A 15866-nucleotide genomic window follows, 5' to 3' on the forward strand; every position below is an offset into this window, starting at 1 on the left:
AAGACGCCTTCGCCAGCAAGCCGGCGCCGACAAAAGCAGTCCCCCATTTGTTTGAAGCAGCAACAAAAACACGAGGATTTCCCCATGGCTAATATCGGATTTATCGGCACCGGCATCATGGGCCTGCCCATGGCGCAAAACCTGGTCAAGGCCGGCCACCAGCTGTTCCTTTCCAGCCACCACGGCACCCCGCCCACAGCACTCACCGACACCGGTGCCCAGGTGTTGGCGACCCCCCGTGAAGTGGCGCGACAAGCTGAGTTCATCATTGTCATGGTGCCGGACACGCCCTATGTCGAAGCGGTGCTGTTCGGCAAGGATGGCGTCGCTGAAGGGACCGGCCCGGACAACGTAGTGATCGACATGAGCTCGATTTCCCCGTCAGCCACCAAGGCGTTCGCGGAAAAAATCGTCGCCACCGGCGCGCGTTACCTGGATGCACCGGTCTCCGGCGGCGAGGTCGGTGCCAAGGCTGGCACCCTGAGCATCATGGTCGGCGGCGATCAAGCCGTGTTCGACCGCGCCTTGCCGCTGCTGCAATGCATGGGCAAGAACATCACGCGGGTCGGTGGCAATGGCGACGGTCAGACCGCCAAAGTGGCGAACCAGATCATCGTCGCCCTGAACATCCAGGCGGTGGCCGAAGCCCTGTTGTTCGCTGCGAAAAACGGGGCCGACCCGGCCAAGGTCCGTGAGGCGCTGATGGGCGGTTTTGCGTCGTCGAAGATTCTCGAAGTCCATGGCGAACGCATGATCAAGGGCACATTCGATCCGGGGTTCCGCATCGCCCTGCACCAGAAGGACCTTAACCTGGCGCTGGAAGGCGCCCGCGAGTTGCACCTCAACCTGCCCAATACCGCCAACGCCCAGCAGGTGTTCAGCACGTGCGCGGCCCTGGGCGGCAGCCAATGGGACCACTCGGCCTTGATCAAGGGGCTGGAACACATGGCCGGTTTTTCCATCCGCGACGCCAAGGGCTGAAGCCGGCGACAGTCTAACAATCCGCCGGACTGGCGAATGCGGATGATCCGTGGCGAGGGCGCTTGATCGAAGACATCAACGCCCGCCTGGCGCGCGGAGAAACCCCACAGGGTTCCTGACCGCAATACCCCCCGATTATCGGTGTTGGACATAACTTTATGTCCAACACCGATCCCTGTAGGAGCAAGCTTGCTCGCGATGGACCTGAACGATGACGCTTGCTACCTGAATCCCCGTGGCGCCCTCCGGTTTTTCGCGAGCAAGCTCGCTCCTACAGGACCACGAAATTCAGTAGCCGCGCACCAACATCGCCTCCAGCGCCCTCTCCAACACCGACAACCCAATCTCCGGCCCATCACCGCAACGCGCAGTCCGGCGAGCACAATCGATCACCACCCTCACCCCTGTCCCCATCCGATCCCCTGGATACTTGCGCAGCATGACCTCAAGCGACGTCGCGCTCAGCCAGGTGTCACGATCCAATGACCAGCGACGATCGGCAAATTTGAACAGGCAGGTATCCTGCTCGGTATCAATGATGTGCGGCAAATACACCCAGTGACTATTGCCTGCCTCCCAAACCGCTGCCTCAACACGATAACGCCCCCCGGGAGACAGCGACAAAATTTCAATTTCATCCATAAACAACCCTCAAACACGGTCCGCTGCAGGAGCAAGCTTGCTCGCGATGGACGTCAACGATAACGCGTACTGTCTGGATGTACCCGGCGCCTGTTAGTTTTTCGCGAGCAAGCTCGCTCCTACAACGAAAAAAGGCGACGGATTTATTTTTCTATTGGAATCTGGAAATTCGACAGGCAGCAATCGGCAAAAAGCAGTCGTTTGGCACCGGACGCTGTCTTAACAGCGAGTAGGCCAAGGGGGAAACCATGACAACGCACACATTAACCATTGAAGACTTGCAGTTGAACGTTTCAATCCGCGGCCAAGGCTCACCGCTGCTCTTGCTCAACGGCCTGGGTGGTTTGATCCGTACCTTCGATCCGCTGCGCGATGAACTGGTGGACTACAGGACCATCACGCTGGACGTGCCCGGGGTTGGCAAATCGCAAACGCCCCGCTGGCCGATGCGTCTGCCGCGCCATGCCGACCTGATCGCTAAGATGCTCAAGCAATTGGGAATCGACCAGATCGATGTGTTCGGCCTCAGTTGGGGCGGTGCGTTGGCGCAAGAATTCGCCCTGCGTCATCCGAGCATGGTGCGCCGGCTGATTCTCGCGGCGACCTCGGCCGGCCCGGCGATGCTGGTGAAGCCCGCCGACATCCTGGATTTTTTTGCCCGGAGCAAAAGCGCCAAACTGCACAAACAGGAAGGCTCGCGCAACTCGATACAGACGCTGCTGCGCTTCGGTAGGGTGAACGGCATGCTCACGGTCAACCCGCTAACCTATTACCACCAGCTCACCGCCTTGGTCGGCTGGACCAGCCTGCTGCGGCTGTTCCGTCTGCGCCAGCGCACGCTGATCCTCGCCGGCGACCGCGACACCCTGGTGCGGTTGTACAACGCGCACATCCTGCGCCGCGCCATTCGCCATGCCGAACTGCACGTCCTGCAGGGCGAGGGGCATTTTTTCGTGGTGACCAGCCCCAGGCGAACCGCCGAAGCGATACGCGAATTCCTCTGCACTAGCACGGCGATGAAGAGCCCGCGCCGAACAGCCTGAGGAAGCTAGGGCGTAAAGCCCTAGCAGACAGCAGATGTCACTTTTTCTTTTTCGCCGGCTTCTCTGACTTCTTGGCCTTTTCTGGCTTGCTATCAGCTTTTTTTGCAGATTTCTTTGGTTCGGCATCTTTTTTCTTGTCTTTCTTTTCGGAAGATTTCGAAAGAGCCGAGGCCGCAGCTGATTTCTTTGGCGCTGATGACTTTTTGTCTTTCAAGTCCTTGCTGGCTTTCGAAGCGTCACCTTTGCTTTTCTTCTCGTCTTTAGCCACGTTGCCCACCTCTCGGAGTATGCCGGTATTGGCAAATTGCCTGCGGGATTATCCACAGGATGATCATTAGGCGAGCGCGTCCAGAAGCGGTTCAAATTTTTTGAAGCGTCGAGATTGGCTTTGGGTGATGCACCGATAGGCACCGAGGGCTGGACGGCTTGAATAGGTCATCAGCTACGGCTCGGGATCGCGAGTTCCGTAATTTCCTTCAGTAGCTCTGGCTGCCCATACCAAGACTCCGGCTTGGTGGTCGAGCATGACCCTTGATTTCGGGCACACTTGCAGGATCATTCAGGGAATCACTAAAAGGAATTACGATGCGATCGTTCAGCCGCAAGCTAGTCATGCTGTGTTTGGCCTTCTCGGTTCAAGGCGTTGCAGCGATTCAGGCAGCAACGGAGCCGCCGACCAGTGAGGCAAGTACTCCCCAGAGGATTTCCGTGCTCGCGGGCAAACTGACTTACACATTGCCGCAAGGTTACGTCGAGCGCGATTTGCCTGAGATTGACGCGCAGGCCAGAGCCAGAGGCATGACGGGCACGATGTACGTCAACGCCGCGCAAAAACGCATGGTGGTGGTGACCGAGACCCCGGTGCCGGAAGGATCGTTTGAGGGGGATAACGATGAGGAGTTTCTGCTGGGATTGGCAAACGGCACCATCAGCAAGCATGAAAGCGGCTACCAGGACTTCAGGATTCTGCGTGAGAAAGAGGTGGTCAAGAACAACGGTCTTGGCATTCTCGAGATTGATGCCTACGGCACACTGGGCAACGATCAGCTTCTCAACACCACGCTATTGGCGGCCTCTGGAAGGACGGCCGCTTATATTCACTTGATCTCACCGCGCGACACTCGCAAGACCCATATTGCATTGATCAAGGCGATCATTGGTGAATGACCGGACCCGTCGCTCTCCTGCCCACTCGTTAACCCTCACGATGCAACAATATGGGATGGGTGAAAGGGGAGCGTTGTCGGAGACCACCTGCTTTTCCGACGCACAACCTGTCCTTTTGGAATTACTCGTTAATCTTTCACCCATTGCAGCCGATGCCCCTAACTTAGGGCATAGGAGCAATACAGATGAGAAACAACCAACCGGTTACGCAGCGCGAGGTTGCCCTTGGACCTCAACAAAAACTCATCTCGACAACGGATGCACGAGGCGTCATCACGTACTGCAATGACGCCTTCGTTGATATCAGCGGTTTCAACAAGTCCGACCTGATCGGCGCGCCTCAAAACATCGTTCGTCACCCCGACGTCCCCTCCGCGATCTTTGCCCATATGTGGGGCGCGCTCAAGCTTGGCAAGCCGTGGATGGGCATCGTCAAGAACCGCGCCAAAAACGGCGACCACTACTGGGTCAACGCCTACGTCACGCCGATTTTCGATGGTCGTGAGGTGGTTGGCTATGAATCGGTCAGGGTCAAGCCGACGGCCGAGCAGATCCGCCGCGCCGAAGCCCTCTATAAACGCATCAGTCTTGGAAAATCAGCCGTCCCGGGCAGCGATCAATGGCATCCTGCCCTACTCGCCTGGTTGCCTGTTGTGACGGTCGGATTGGCGGGAACGCTGGGCGGCATGTTCCTCAGCGCGCCTGTGGCTTTCATTCTGGCTGTCGGGGTTTCGATTCCCATCGGGTTGCTTGCGGCCCGCAGGCAAAACCGAGGGGCGCTGCATCTGCTGGAATTGGCTGAGGCCTCTACCTCCGATTCGTTGCTGGCCAAAATGTACAGCGATGAACGCGGTTCTCAGGCACGCCTTGAAACGGCGTTTGTCAGTCAAGCGTCTCGGCTCAAGACCTGCCTCACTCGGCTGCAAGACACGGCAGAGCAACTGACCAGTCTGGCTGGCAGATCCGATGGCCTCGCCGCCGATAGCTCCCGTGGACTGGACCGCCAACGGGTCGAGACCGAGCAGGTGTCGGCCGCAGTCAATCAAATGGCGGCCACCACGCAGGAGGTTGCCAGCCACGTCCAGCGCACTGCCGACGCCACTCAAGAAGCCAATGTGCTGACCGGACGTGGACGCGAGGTGGCGCGGGACACTCGAGAAGCCATTCAGCGCCTCTCCGTCGTGGTGGGCGAGACAGGGCTGACGGTGGCGCAGCTGGCCAAGGACAGCAATGAAATCGGGACGGTGGTGGATGTCATCAAAGGCATTGCCGATCAAACCAACCTGCTCGCGCTGAACGCCGCCATCGAAGCCGCGCGCGCGGGCGACATGGGTCGAGGCTTCGCGGTCGTCGCAGATGAAGTGCGTCAGCTGGCACAGCGCACGACTCAGTCCACGATCCAGATCCATAACCTGATATCCAAGTTGCAGGTCTCATCCAGCAACGCGGTTAAAACCATGGAAAGCGGCCATCGACAGGCTGAAGAAGGCGTGGCGTGGGTGCTTGAGGCAGATAAGGCATTAGTCGGCATCAGTGAGGCCGTCGCGAACATCACGGACATGACCACCCAGATTGCCGCTGCGACCGAAGAGCAAACCGCCGTGGCTGAGGAAATCAGCCGCAATATCACGACCATTGCCAATCTGGCGGACCAGACATCTGAACAAGCCAGGCATTCGGCAGAGCTGAGCAAGGAATTGACCCAGACCGCTAAAACCCAGTATTCATTGGTCGAGCGGTTTAACCGATAACCCATCAATTTTCTTGAAAAAAGCCCGCTCCTGCGGGCTTTAAATTTTGCGCAAATCGATCCAAGCCCCAATCCTCCGGACTGCGGTTAAAATACCCGAGGCTCACTTCCCAGAGGATGACAAGACATGTCCCCGCACGACACCTCCCTGCAAGACAGCGCCGCGCCGGAAGGCGTGTGTTACGGCTGCGGCAGCAGCAACCCGCACGGGCTGCACATCAAGAGCTTCTGGCATGAGGACGGCGTGCACGTCATGGCCGAGCATGTGCCCGAAGCCAAGTACTGCGGCTGGCCGGACCTGGTCTACGGCGGGCTCATCGCAATGCTGGTCGACTGCCATTCGAACTGGACGGCGATGGCCTATCACTACCGGCAGGAACAGCGCGCGGCCAACAGCCTTGCGCGCATCAACTGCGTCACCGGCAACCTTGGCATCAAGTTCATCAAGCCGACTCCCATGGGCGTTCCGCTGACGTTGCGGGCGAAGGTCGAGGGTGAAGTCGGACGCAAGACCCGGGTGATCTGCGAGGTGTATGCGGGGGACCTGCTGACCGCGGTTGGCGACTCGGTTTTCGTTCGGGTCGATACCGGGCAGTTGGCCGATGCGGCTCACGGGCGCTAACCGGATTTATAAGCAGCCGGACCAATGGGCTCTGTTGATTAATCTGGCAGACGAATGCATCAGATCCATTTCAAACCATGATCAAGCGGTCCTGGCAAACATACTGCGGTAAATTCAGCGGTGCAAAACGCCGTCGAGGTGGCTTCGACGGCGTCTTGATTCAATTGCCCAGTTGCAATAAAAAGTCCTGGACATAGGGCACTACCGATATTCCGGCGTGGGCGGTGTTGGGAACTATGTCTTGTCGAACACGAATGTCATAGGCCTCAAGGTTGCGTGCCAGCGTGGCATTGCGCTCCACCCTTGTGCGCCCGGCGTCGTTGATCCCGTCCATGTATTGCACTGAACCAGGTGCGTAGTGGATCTCCCAGGTTTCCAGGTCCGCGGCACCCACTAACAGTTGAACATCGACTTCACGCAGCGCATCGAGATTCAGGCTCTTGCCGAAAATCGCCTCGATGCCTCCGGTACCCACCCACCAATCGCGTCCCTCATCGATCAAGGTCACCGACCCCGGTGCACCGATGGAAACGGAGCGCAGGCGTTCGGGGTGCAGGTAGTAAAACCGGTTGGCAAAGTGTCCCCCGCCCGAATAACCAAACAATGAAAACTTCCCGAACGAAGTGCTGAGCGCCTCGGATACTTCATCCACCATTGCCAGCAGGACTTCGTCATAACGAATGTCTCCTTCCTGAAGGTATTTGAAGCCATGGGGGTTGCCATCGCCCAGTGGACCTACCGGAAACAGCGGTGCGAGAATGATGTAGCGATTGAAGCGCCCAAACTCGGCAAACGCGTCCCGATACTCAACCATCGTGCGCCCGGTACCATGGACCGCAACCAGCAGACGATGGCCCTCAGGTGCCTGGTCGAAGGTTTGCGGAACATACAGGCAATAGGCAAAACGCGGATCCTTACGGCACGAAAAAATGGTCGTGCTACCTCGATAGTACATCTGACGATGCCGCGCTTCGGGGGTGTCTTGAGGGTTGCTCAACATTGTGAAACCTCGTTGATAATTGTGCCATTATTGAAAACTACAGCGGGTCAGGGTCATGCACGGTGGACGACTCACACACCCACTTTCCAAGTTTTGTGGAAGTCACCTTTGAATAAAAAAACGACTGATCGCAGCCAACTGGTGCTGCTGATTACAAACGACATCAATGTCGGTGTTCTTCCGACCGGCAGCTGGCTCAAGCAGATCGATCTCGAACACCGTTACGGCTGTACACGGCTGGACATCCGCCGCGCACTGGACCAACTGGTCCTCAAAAACATCGTCGAACACATTCCCAATCGCGGTTACTACGTGCACACGCCTGACCTGACCCAGGTATCGGATACCCGCGAAGTTCGGATCGCACTAGAATGTGCCGCCGTCGACCAGATGGACGTCACCGAGGAGCGTTTGCAGGCGCTGGACGTCATCGCGCAGCGCTTCAGCCGCCTGGTCAACGAAGGCACGATGCAAGAGTGCTACGTCGCGAACCTCGAGTTTCATCGCGGGATCTATGACATGTGCACCAACCGGGTAATGATCGAGTTCATCGAAGAAATTCGCAGCCGTCCCCCATCGTCTCCAGGCGGTACCTGGCGTACGCATCTGCGCGCCGAGCAGTCGAGCCGCGAACACTTCCAGATCCTTGAACTCCTGCGTAACGGTGACCGCGAACAACTCAAGCGACTGATCGCGGCGCACATCCGTCAAACCCCACTGGAGCAATGAGTTTCATGGCTTGATGCTGACACCCCACAGGCGCGGCTTCTGCCCGATCCAGGCGTCGTAGCCCTCTACGTTCTGATTCAGCGCAACGATGTCCAGGCCGTTGTACATGACGATCATCGGCACTTGATCGATGAAGCGCTCATGCAGTTGATCGAAGATCGACTGACGCTTGGCGACGTCACCTTCCATCAGTGCCTGGCTCAGCAACTCAATGGCCACCGGATCCTCCCAGACCTTGCGCGCCTCTTTGTCCTTGTTGCCTGTCACCTGCTCGAAACTCAGCGCCGGGTCGAAGCGCGCCGAATAGGTGAACGACATCGCCTGATAACGCCCGCTCTGGTAACGCTCAAGCTGAGTGCCCCATTCCATGACTTCAACCTGCGCGTTGATGCCGACCGCTTGCAGCATCGCCTGGGTAATAATGGCCAGGTCGTAACTGGGAACCATCGAGCGCTTGTTGGCGACGATCGTCAGTGGTTGGCCGCGATAGCCTGCCTCCTGGAGCAGTTGGGCAGCCTTCTGTGGGTCGTAGGTGAAGCCGCGCTGCTCGCTTGGGCCGTAGTAGTTGGAGGCTACGCTGATGATGGAGTTGTTGGGCACACCGAAGCCGTTGCTCGTCGTCGCGACCAATTGTTTGACATCGATCGCGGCAGCAATGGCCTGACGAATCCGCTTGTCCTTGAGCAACGGATCCCGGGTCTGGAACATCAGCACATTCATGGTCGCGCTTGGGTCTGTCGAGACCTTCAGCGTTGCGTGGGTCTTGATTTCGGGCAGGTCGGTTTCGGTGACTTCAGCCATGTCCAGGTCGCCCGAAAACAGCGCCGCCTTGACCGTCGCCTGATCGGGGATAATCACAAACCGTACTTCATCGGTCAGCGCGTTCTTGCCGCCGGTATAGCCATCGCGCGGGCCGGGCAAGGACTGATAGTCAGTAAATCTGGTCAGCGTGACGTACTGCCCACGCTTCCACTCGCTTAACTGATAAGGGCCCGTGCCTATCGGCGCCAGGAACTCACCCTGAGCATTGACCGAGGCTTTGTTGAGAACGCCAGTGCCGCCGCAGTCGGTACGCGCTAGCGTGGCGAGGAACATCCCGCTGGGTTTTTCCAGCGCCATCACCACGGTATGGTCATCCGGCGCCGTTACCTTGGCCACCTTGGTCAAGCCGCTGCCATCGAACTCCGGCAGGCAGCGCCACTGAGTCTTGGGGTCCATGTCCCGGTTCCAGCTCCATAGTACGTCGGCGGCAGTCAACGATTCGCCGTTATGGAACTTCACACCCTGGCGCAAGGTGAAGGTGTAGGTCAGACCATCGGCAGAGACATCGATCTTCTGTGCCAGCAACGGTTTGACTTCACCCTTTTCCCCATAGGCCACCAAGCCTTCGGTGATATGCAGCACGACCGCATCGGAACGGTCGTCACGATTTACCCCCGGGTCCAGGCTGCGAATGTCGGAGTTCATGGCCAGACGCAAGGTTTGCGCCTGGGCGATACCGCAACCGATCAGGGTCATCATGCCCAGCGCCAGCGCGTTTACTAAAAAGCGATTCATAAGCGAGTCCTTGATAAAGATGAAACAGGTTCGCGCCGCCCCAGGTACGACGGCCTTGATGTCCTTCATACCTCAGCACTGCTGCGCAATTGATAACTGCCATCGGCCAGTCTCACCAACGGATTGGCGGCAGCCAGCAGGCGATGGGTGAAGGCGTGTTGCGGGTTATCGAACACTTGTGCGGTGGTGCCGATTTCAACCAGTCGACCTTGCTGCATGACGGCCACGCGATGGGCAATTCGTTCCACCGCCGCCAGGTCATGGGAGATGAACAGACACGCAAAGCCGTACTGCTTTTGCAGCCGCTCGAACAACGCCAGGATTTGCTTTTGAATGGTCATGTCGAGCGCGGAAATCGGTTCGTCGGCGATGACCAGCTTGGGGTGACGAATCAGCGCCCGACCAATCGCCACGCGTTGCCGCTGACCACCCGAGAGCTGATGGGGGAAGCGGTCGGCGAAAAGCGGGTCCAGACCGACATCGTGCAGAATGGTGCGCACGCGCTCGGCACGCTGCTCGCGATCAAGGCCCGGCACATGGCGCAGCGGTTCCGCGAGAATTTCAGCAATTCTGGCTCGCGGATCGAGGGACGATACCGGGTCCTGAAAGATCATCTGGCATTGCAGTCGATGCTCACGGTTGGCGCTTTTGAGGATGTCGACGCCATCGAAAAAGATCTCGCCGGCAATCGGATTGACCAGCCCGACGACCGAACGGCCAAGGGTGGTTTTACCCGAACCGCTGCCGCCGACCAGCGCCAGCGTTTCACCCGCAGCGATTTGCAGACTGACCCCATCCACCGCGCGCTTGGCTTTACCGCGCCACAGGAAACCCTGGCGCCCCGGGTGCTCGATGGTGACGTTACGCATGTCGACCAACGGCGAGGCCAGGGGTGCGCTGTCAAGGTTGCCGCGGGTGGGCAGCGCTTCGAGTAATTGCCGGGTGTAATCGGCCTTGGGGCCTAGAAGGATCTGTTCGGTCGGGCCGCTTTCGATCGCTTTGCCGTTGCGCATCACCACCACTTTGTGGGCATGGCGCACCACCAGCGACAAGTCATGACTGATGAACAGGATTGCGGTGCCCTCCTCCCGCGTCAGTTCGAGCATCAGTTCGATCACGTCAGCCTGGGCCAGGGTGTCGAGGGCCGTGGTCGGCTCGTCGGCGATCAACAGTGCCGGGCGCAACAACATGACCGAAGCCAGCATGATGCGTTGTCGCATGCCCCCGGAGAACTCGTGAGGGAAGGCGTTCAAACAGCGTTGCGGGTCATCCATGCCAATTCGGCGCAGCATCTCCAACGACCGGGCAAGAATGGATTTTTCATCCAGATCGGTATGCAGGCGCAACCCTTCCGCCATCTGCCGGCCGATCGTCATTGTCGGGTTGAGCGAGACCATCGGCTCCTGAAACACCATCCCGATCTTCGAGCCGCGAACGTCACGCAACTGATCGTAAGGCAAGGAGCACAGGTCGGTATCGGCAAACTCGATTCGACCGGACGCGACGCGCATCGGTGGCGGCAACAGCCCGATGACAGCACGCGCCGCCATCGTTTTGCCGCTGCCGGACTCACCCACCAGCGCGACGATCTCGCCGGGTGCCATGTCGAAACTGAGGTGGTCAACCGCAAGCGCGCCCTCGGTGCCCACCTGGATGCACAGATTACTGACGCGAAGCAAAGGCTTGATGGTATCCATTAGCGACTCATCCGGGGGTCAAGGCGATCACGCAGGGCGTCACCGAATAGATTGATGCCGATCAGGGCAATGGAAATCATCAGGCCAGGGAAGAAGCCCAGCCACGGTGCAGTGACCAGATGCGGCCGGCTCGAGGCAAGCATGTTGCCCCACGTCGCTGCAGGCGGTGGAACGCCCAACCCGAGAAAGCTCAAGGCGCTCTCCGAGAGAATCGCCCAGCCAAACATGCTGGTGGCAAGGACAATCAACGGCGCGACGCAGTTCGGCGCGATATGCCGCCACATCGTGTACAGCTCACTGTTGCCAATGACCCTGGAGGCTTCGATGAACTCTCGTTCACGCAACGACAACACCGTGCTGCGCACCACCCGGACCACGGTGGGGATATAGGCCAGGCCCAGCGCCAGCACGATGCCGTACTGACTCGCGCCCACAATGGCGAGCAACCCCAGCGCCAGCAACATCCCGGGGAATGCCAGCAACGCATCGTTGACCATCATCAACAGGCGGTCCGTCCAGCCTCGCAGGTAACCGGCGAGCAAACCGAACAGCGTGCCGATGCCGATGGCCAGGATCACCGTCAACAGGCTGATCCACAGGCTGGTGCGGGCACCGATGATGATGCGGCTGAAGACATCGCGGCCGAACTCATCAGTCCCAAGGATGTGTGGCCAGGACGGCGCCATGAATCGGTTGGCCAGGTCCAGCCGCAGCGGGTCATACGGCGTCCAGACGATACCGGCCACCGCGAGCAGCACCAGCACCACCAGCAGGCTTCCGCCGATCAGCGCGTTGAACGGGAGCGGACGCTTGTGCCCGGTGACCTTCGGCACAGCAGTTGGCGGCACGGTCACTTCGCTTAAAATCTTCATGCTTTCACCCGAGGATCGAACAGCGGATACATCAAATCTACGAGCAGGTTGACCACCACGTAGACGAACGTAATGAGCAACAGGCAGCCCTGCAGTACGGGGTAATCACGCGCATAAATGGAGTCGACCATCAGGCGCCCGATGCCGGGAATGGTGAACACCGTTTCGATCACGGCGATCCCGCCCAGCAGGTTGCCGAGGATCAGGCCGATCAGGGTCCAGGTCGGTGCAAAGGCGTTGCGCAACGTATGGCGCCAAAGCACCGCGCGCTCCGACAAGCCTTTGGCGCGGGCATGAGCGATGTAGTCCAGGCGCAAGACTTCGATCGAGCTGGCCCGCTGCATCCGGATAATCACACCGCTTTCATGCAGCACCAGCGTGGTCACGGGCAAGATGATGTAGGCCAGCGCTTTGCCAAAATCAGCCGAAAACGGCACATACCCCACCACCGGCAACCAGCCCAGCTCCAGGCCAAACACATACAGCAGCAACAGGCCCATCCAGAAACCGGGGATCGACAGTAACAAGGTCGCGGTCGTCACCAGCCCCAAATCCACCAGCGAGTCCTGTTTCCACGCCGCCAGCATGCCCAGAGGAACGGCAATCACCGCCGCCAGCGCGACCGACGTCAGCACGATGGTCACACTGACGCTGAACCTTTCAAGCACCAGCGGCAAAACGGCTTCATGACTGGTGATCGAAAAGCCCAGATCCCCATGGAACACTGCCTTGAGCCAGATCAGGTACTGCGTGATCACCGGTTGATCCAGCCCGAGGGACTGCCGCATCTTGACCAGGCTGGCGGGATCAGCCATGTCGCCCAGCATCAAGAGCGCCGGGTCACCGGGTATCAGCCGGATCATTGCGAAGACCGCAATGGAGATCAGCAATAACGTCGGGACCGCCATGGCCAGACGCTGAATGATCAAACGAAACATGTGGGTTCCTCGATGTTGATACGCAGCCCTCAACAGGGCAAAACACAGGCTGGCAACGGGGTCGATGCCTACCAGGTGGCATACCGCGCGTAATCGGATTCCATCTCGAGACGGTACTGCCCGAATGTGCGGTTGATAGCCGGCAAGGAGGCAATTTCCATGAACCCACTGGCTGGGCGCATCAAAATCATCGCCACCGTAGCGGACAGATTGTCCTCGCCACTCGAGCTCGGACGTGGTGGCCGGCAGACCGCAAATGGCTTGCCGAAGTCATCGAAAAACGCGCTTTTCAGGTGTTCCAGCGTCAGGCTGCCATGAAATGGCTTGAGCAGTTTCTCGACCCGGATATCGCGATAAAAGCTTTCGGGCGCGCCACCGATGCCGGTGTTCTTCAGTTTGACCTGCGCCACCGCGCTGCGCCAATGGTTGGCATGCACCAATAGATCGTCGACCTCGAACAGCGGGAACACTTCATCGGGGGCACATTCGTAGTTGATGCCAAACCCGGCCGCATGACTGAGCATCATGTTGTTCGAACCCGACTTGGGCGTCACCGCCACGGCTTTCATCGACAAGGCGAAATGATTGGCTTCCAGCGCCTTGCGGCGGATAAGCGGCAACGGCACGCCAAGCGTTTGATAGTCACGATCCGATTCCAGGTTGTTGCCGGTGATCGCCGTGCCGATGGAGTTCATGCCCGCGCGGGCCAACCCGCCTGCTTCGGTGAACGTCAGCACATCCGGGCCGTCGTCACGACGAATGTGCAGGACCACGCCCGTCTGCGCGCACTCCATGCGCCAGTCCCAGTTCTGGCCGTGCAGTACTTCATTGTTCGCGGTGGCGCCTGGAAGGACGATGGCGCCGGTGCAGCCATCCAGTTCCGGTTTGTCCTGCATCGAACGCCGCCCCAGGTGAATAATCTCGGTACGGGCATTGATCATCACAATGGCCTCGAAGTCGTGACCTGAGCCTTCGGCTATGCCCCGCATCTCTTCCAGGTACTGCGGCTCGAACGCTTCAATATTGGGCATGAATTGATGGACCAAGCGCTTGATACCGGCCCAGTCATAACCCATGTCCAGCAGTTGCTGACCGTAGATTTCAATGCTGCGGGCAATGATCTGTGGGCAGGCTTTGCCGTACTGCACGCCTCGGGCAAACGGCCCGCCACTCAGTTCGATACACGGAAATAGATCACTCATGCCCTGCCCTCAAATAGGTTGAGCAAGACGTAGAGCAAGGATCAGACCAATTTTACAAAAAACCAATAAATATTGGCGCCAATTTAGATTCCAATAAATTATCGGCGTAAAAATGCACGGTTTTCGCTCAGGAAACTGGGTAGTAAATTCACAAGCGTGTAAAAAAGTGGCGCTGCTAACTGGGAAGTCTCACCAGACCAGCGCCAAGCAGAACCTTTCAAGAAATGACATCACCTAAGGCAGCTGAGCGCCGGCAAAAACCAAGCCCTTTCATGCATCTGTGGCGTATTTCGTGTTTCATGTCATAGGTCGAACCAGCCGCGGCTCAATCGAACAATCCAGCACTCTAATGATGAGAGGCACATCGGCTCGCGCGAAAACCCCGCACTCTGCGAAAAATCGGCTCAAACCCTTACAATCCTGGCTTTTCACCCAAACCTGACAGGCACCTAGGCCATGGCGCTCGACCCACCCACGATGTTGACACTCTCGATCGCCCTCGCCGCGGCCGCCGCGCTGTACCTGGCGATCGAGTGGCGCAGCATTCGCGAACCCTCGCTCCTGTTCTGGAGCGCGGGCTTTGCCACGATTACCCTGGGGTCGACCCTCGCCTTGCTGCGCATCAGCGGCCTGTTGCTGATCGGTATCTGGTTCGCCAACGGCCTGCTGGTGGCGGCCCACTGGTTTTTCCTGCTGGGCGTTGCGCGCTTCACGAAGGCGCGCCTGTCCCGCGCCTGGTCGCTGATTTTCGTCGCCTGGCCTGCCCTGCTGTTATTGCCGGACGAGCCGTCGTGGTCGAAGCTCATGCTGCTGGTGCAGTCGCTGTTGGTCGCGCTGTTGGCGCTCAGGGCCAGCTCCCTGCTGCGCCCCCATGGCAAGTCATTGAGCGTCGGGGCGGTACAGCTGCGTTATGTGCTGCTGATCCATGGCCTGTTCTATCTCGCCAAGGCGATAACGGCAGTCGTTCCGGGCACCTTGATCGACCTCGCCGCCTTGCGTGGCGAGATCATTCAGATCTCCCTGGTCGAGGGCGTGATGGCGATCATGCTGATCGCCCTGTCGATGACCGGTACCGAGCGCTACCGGCGGGAGAAGCACATCGCACGGCTGGCCGAACGTGATCCGTTGACCGCCCTGTACAACCGCCGCGCCCTCGAAATGCGAGCGCCGCGGCTGCTGGATACAGTTTCGACTGGTCGACCGGGCGCCTTGCTGCTGATCGATATCGACAACTTCAAACTGGTCAACGACCTGTACGGCCATACGGCAGGCGACCAACTGTTGGTCGCGCTGAGCGAGATGATTCGTTTGGCATTGCCCGAAAGCGCGCTTGCGGCCCGGCTGGGCGGTGACGAGTTCGCCATCCTGCTGGGTGACGCCTCTAATGAGCGAATCCTCGAACTGGGCAGCGCGCTACGGGACCGGTTTCACCAAGCGGCCTCGCAGGCCTTCGCCACGCCCGCAGCGGTAACCCTGAGCATCGGCGCCACGCTGTTCGACCATCCGCCGACCAGCCTGGCGGCACTGATCGAACAAGGCGACACCGCGCTGTATGCCTCCAAGCGTGGCGGACGCGACAGTATCCGCCTGGTCGACCGGACCCTGGCCAGCGTCGAGCCGCAGCGGGCACGTTGAATCGCTCGTAGTGGAGATCGTTGGCCGTGCT

Annotated in this window: 15 protein-coding genes and 1 pseudogene; 8 read left to right on the forward strand and 8 right to left on the reverse strand. The window is 59.0% G+C overall.

Annotation, left to right across the window (positions count from 1 at the left end):
* The first annotated feature begins 84 nt into the window (after positions 1-84).
* Together ELQ88_RS23075 and ELQ88_RS34795 are read left to right on the forward strand one after the other, a co-directional pair.
* Positions 85-981 carry a 2-hydroxy-3-oxopropionate reductase gene (locus tag ELQ88_RS23075; RefSeq protein ID WP_138968006.1) on the forward strand — a complete coding sequence of 299 codons (897 nt, stop codon included), beginning with the start codon at positions 85-87 and terminating at the stop codon, positions 979-981.
* A 150-nt stretch (positions 982-1131) separates the two neighbouring features.
* Positions 1132-1257, forward strand: a pseudogene (locus ELQ88_RS34795) (outer membrane lipoprotein carrier protein LolA); the annotation flags it as partial.
* Positions 1258-1269: 12 nt separating this feature from the next.
* On the opposite strand, the gene ELQ88_RS23080 reads toward ELQ88_RS34795, so the two are convergent.
* On the reverse strand, positions 1270-1623 hold the full coding sequence (locus ELQ88_RS23080; RefSeq protein WP_138968008.1) for a hypothetical protein: 354 nt from the start codon (positions 1621-1623) through the stop codon (positions 1270-1272).
* 248 nt (positions 1624-1871) lie between these two features.
* Between ELQ88_RS23080 and ELQ88_RS23085 the strand changes: the two genes are divergently transcribed.
* Positions 1872-2666, forward strand: a complete 795-nt coding sequence (locus tag ELQ88_RS23085) for an alpha/beta hydrolase (RefSeq protein ID WP_138968010.1) — start codon at positions 1872-1874, stop codon at positions 2664-2666.
* A 37-nt stretch (positions 2667-2703) separates the two neighbouring features.
* On the opposite strand, the gene ELQ88_RS23090 is transcribed toward ELQ88_RS23085, so the two are convergent.
* Positions 2704-2943 carry a hypothetical protein gene (locus ELQ88_RS23090; RefSeq protein ID WP_138968012.1) on the reverse strand — a complete coding sequence of 80 codons (240 nt, stop codon included), beginning with the start codon at positions 2941-2943 and terminating at the stop codon, positions 2704-2706.
* A 308-nt stretch (positions 2944-3251) separates the two neighbouring features.
* Here ELQ88_RS23090 and ELQ88_RS23095 point away from each other — a divergent pair, with 308 nt between their 5' ends.
* The 3 genes from ELQ88_RS23095 to ELQ88_RS23105 all read left to right on the forward strand — a co-directional run bounded on the left by ELQ88_RS23095 (position 3252) and on the right by ELQ88_RS23105 (position 6205).
* Positions 3252-3833: a polyribonucleotide nucleotidyltransferase gene (locus ELQ88_RS23095; protein ID WP_138968014.1), complete on the forward strand. Its 582-nt coding sequence runs from the start codon at positions 3252-3254 to the stop codon at positions 3831-3833.
* 185 nt (positions 3834-4018) lie between these two features.
* Positions 4019-5584, forward strand: a complete 1566-nt coding sequence (locus ELQ88_RS23100; RefSeq protein ID WP_138968016.1) for a PAS domain-containing methyl-accepting chemotaxis protein — start codon at positions 4019-4021, stop codon at positions 5582-5584.
* Positions 5585-5710: 126 nt separating this feature from the next.
* Positions 5711-6205, forward strand: a complete 495-nt coding sequence (locus tag ELQ88_RS23105; protein WP_138968018.1) for a PaaI family thioesterase — start codon at positions 5711-5713, stop codon at positions 6203-6205.
* Between the two features lie 160 nt (positions 6206-6365).
* On the opposite strand, the gene ELQ88_RS23110 is transcribed toward ELQ88_RS23105, so the two are convergent.
* On the reverse strand, positions 6366-7205 hold the full coding sequence (locus ELQ88_RS23110) for an alpha/beta hydrolase (protein WP_138968020.1): 840 nt from the start codon (positions 7203-7205) through the stop codon (positions 6366-6368).
* A gap of 108 nt (positions 7206-7313) precedes the next feature.
* Here ELQ88_RS23110 and ELQ88_RS23115 point away from each other — a divergent pair, with 108 nt between their 5' ends.
* A complete protein-coding gene (locus ELQ88_RS23115) occupies positions 7314-7934 on the forward strand; it encodes a GntR family transcriptional regulator (protein ID WP_228761557.1) in 621 nt (206 codons plus the stop codon).
* Between the two features lie 3 nt (positions 7935-7937).
* On the opposite strand, the gene ELQ88_RS23120 is transcribed toward ELQ88_RS23115, so the two are convergent.
* From ELQ88_RS23120 to ELQ88_RS23140, 5 genes are all read right to left on the reverse strand, one after another.
* The gene (locus tag ELQ88_RS23120) at positions 7938-9491 is read right to left on the reverse strand and encodes an ABC transporter substrate-binding protein (RefSeq protein ID WP_138968024.1); all 1554 of its coding nucleotides are present in this window, start codon (positions 9489-9491) and stop codon (positions 7938-7940) included.
* A 65-nt stretch (positions 9492-9556) separates the two neighbouring features.
* A complete protein-coding gene (locus ELQ88_RS23125) occupies positions 9557-11188 on the reverse strand; it encodes an ABC transporter ATP-binding protein (protein ID WP_138968026.1) in 1632 nt (543 codons plus the stop codon).
* The gene (locus tag ELQ88_RS23130) at positions 11188-12060 is read right to left on the reverse strand and encodes an ABC transporter permease (protein WP_138968028.1); all 873 of its coding nucleotides are present in this window, start codon (positions 12058-12060) and stop codon (positions 11188-11190) included. Before ELQ88_RS23130 ends, ELQ88_RS23125 begins: the two co-directional genes overlap by 1 nt.
* On the reverse strand, positions 12057-12998 hold the full coding sequence (locus ELQ88_RS23135; RefSeq protein WP_138968030.1) for an ABC transporter permease: 942 nt from the start codon (positions 12996-12998) through the stop codon (positions 12057-12059). The genes ELQ88_RS23130 and ELQ88_RS23135 overlap by 4 nt, the downstream gene beginning before the upstream one ends.
* A gap of 68 nt (positions 12999-13066) precedes the next feature.
* Positions 13067-14200, reverse strand: coding sequence for a C45 family peptidase (locus tag ELQ88_RS23140; RefSeq protein WP_138968032.1), 1134 nt, complete (start codon positions 14198-14200; stop codon positions 13067-13069).
* Positions 14201-14656: 456 nt separating this feature from the next.
* Here ELQ88_RS23140 and ELQ88_RS23145 point away from each other — a divergent pair, with 456 nt between their 5' ends.
* The gene (locus ELQ88_RS23145) at positions 14657-15835 is read left to right on the forward strand and encodes a GGDEF domain-containing protein (protein ID WP_138968034.1); all 1179 of its coding nucleotides are present in this window, start codon (positions 14657-14659) and stop codon (positions 15833-15835) included.
* The last annotated feature ends 31 nt before the right edge of the window (positions 15836-15866 follow it).

Origin of the sequence: Pseudomonas sp. MPC6 (genome assembly GCF_006094435.1) — a bacterium.
In the GTDB taxonomy this organism is placed as follows: Bacteria; Pseudomonadota; Gammaproteobacteria; order Pseudomonadales; family Pseudomonadaceae; genus Aquipseudomonas.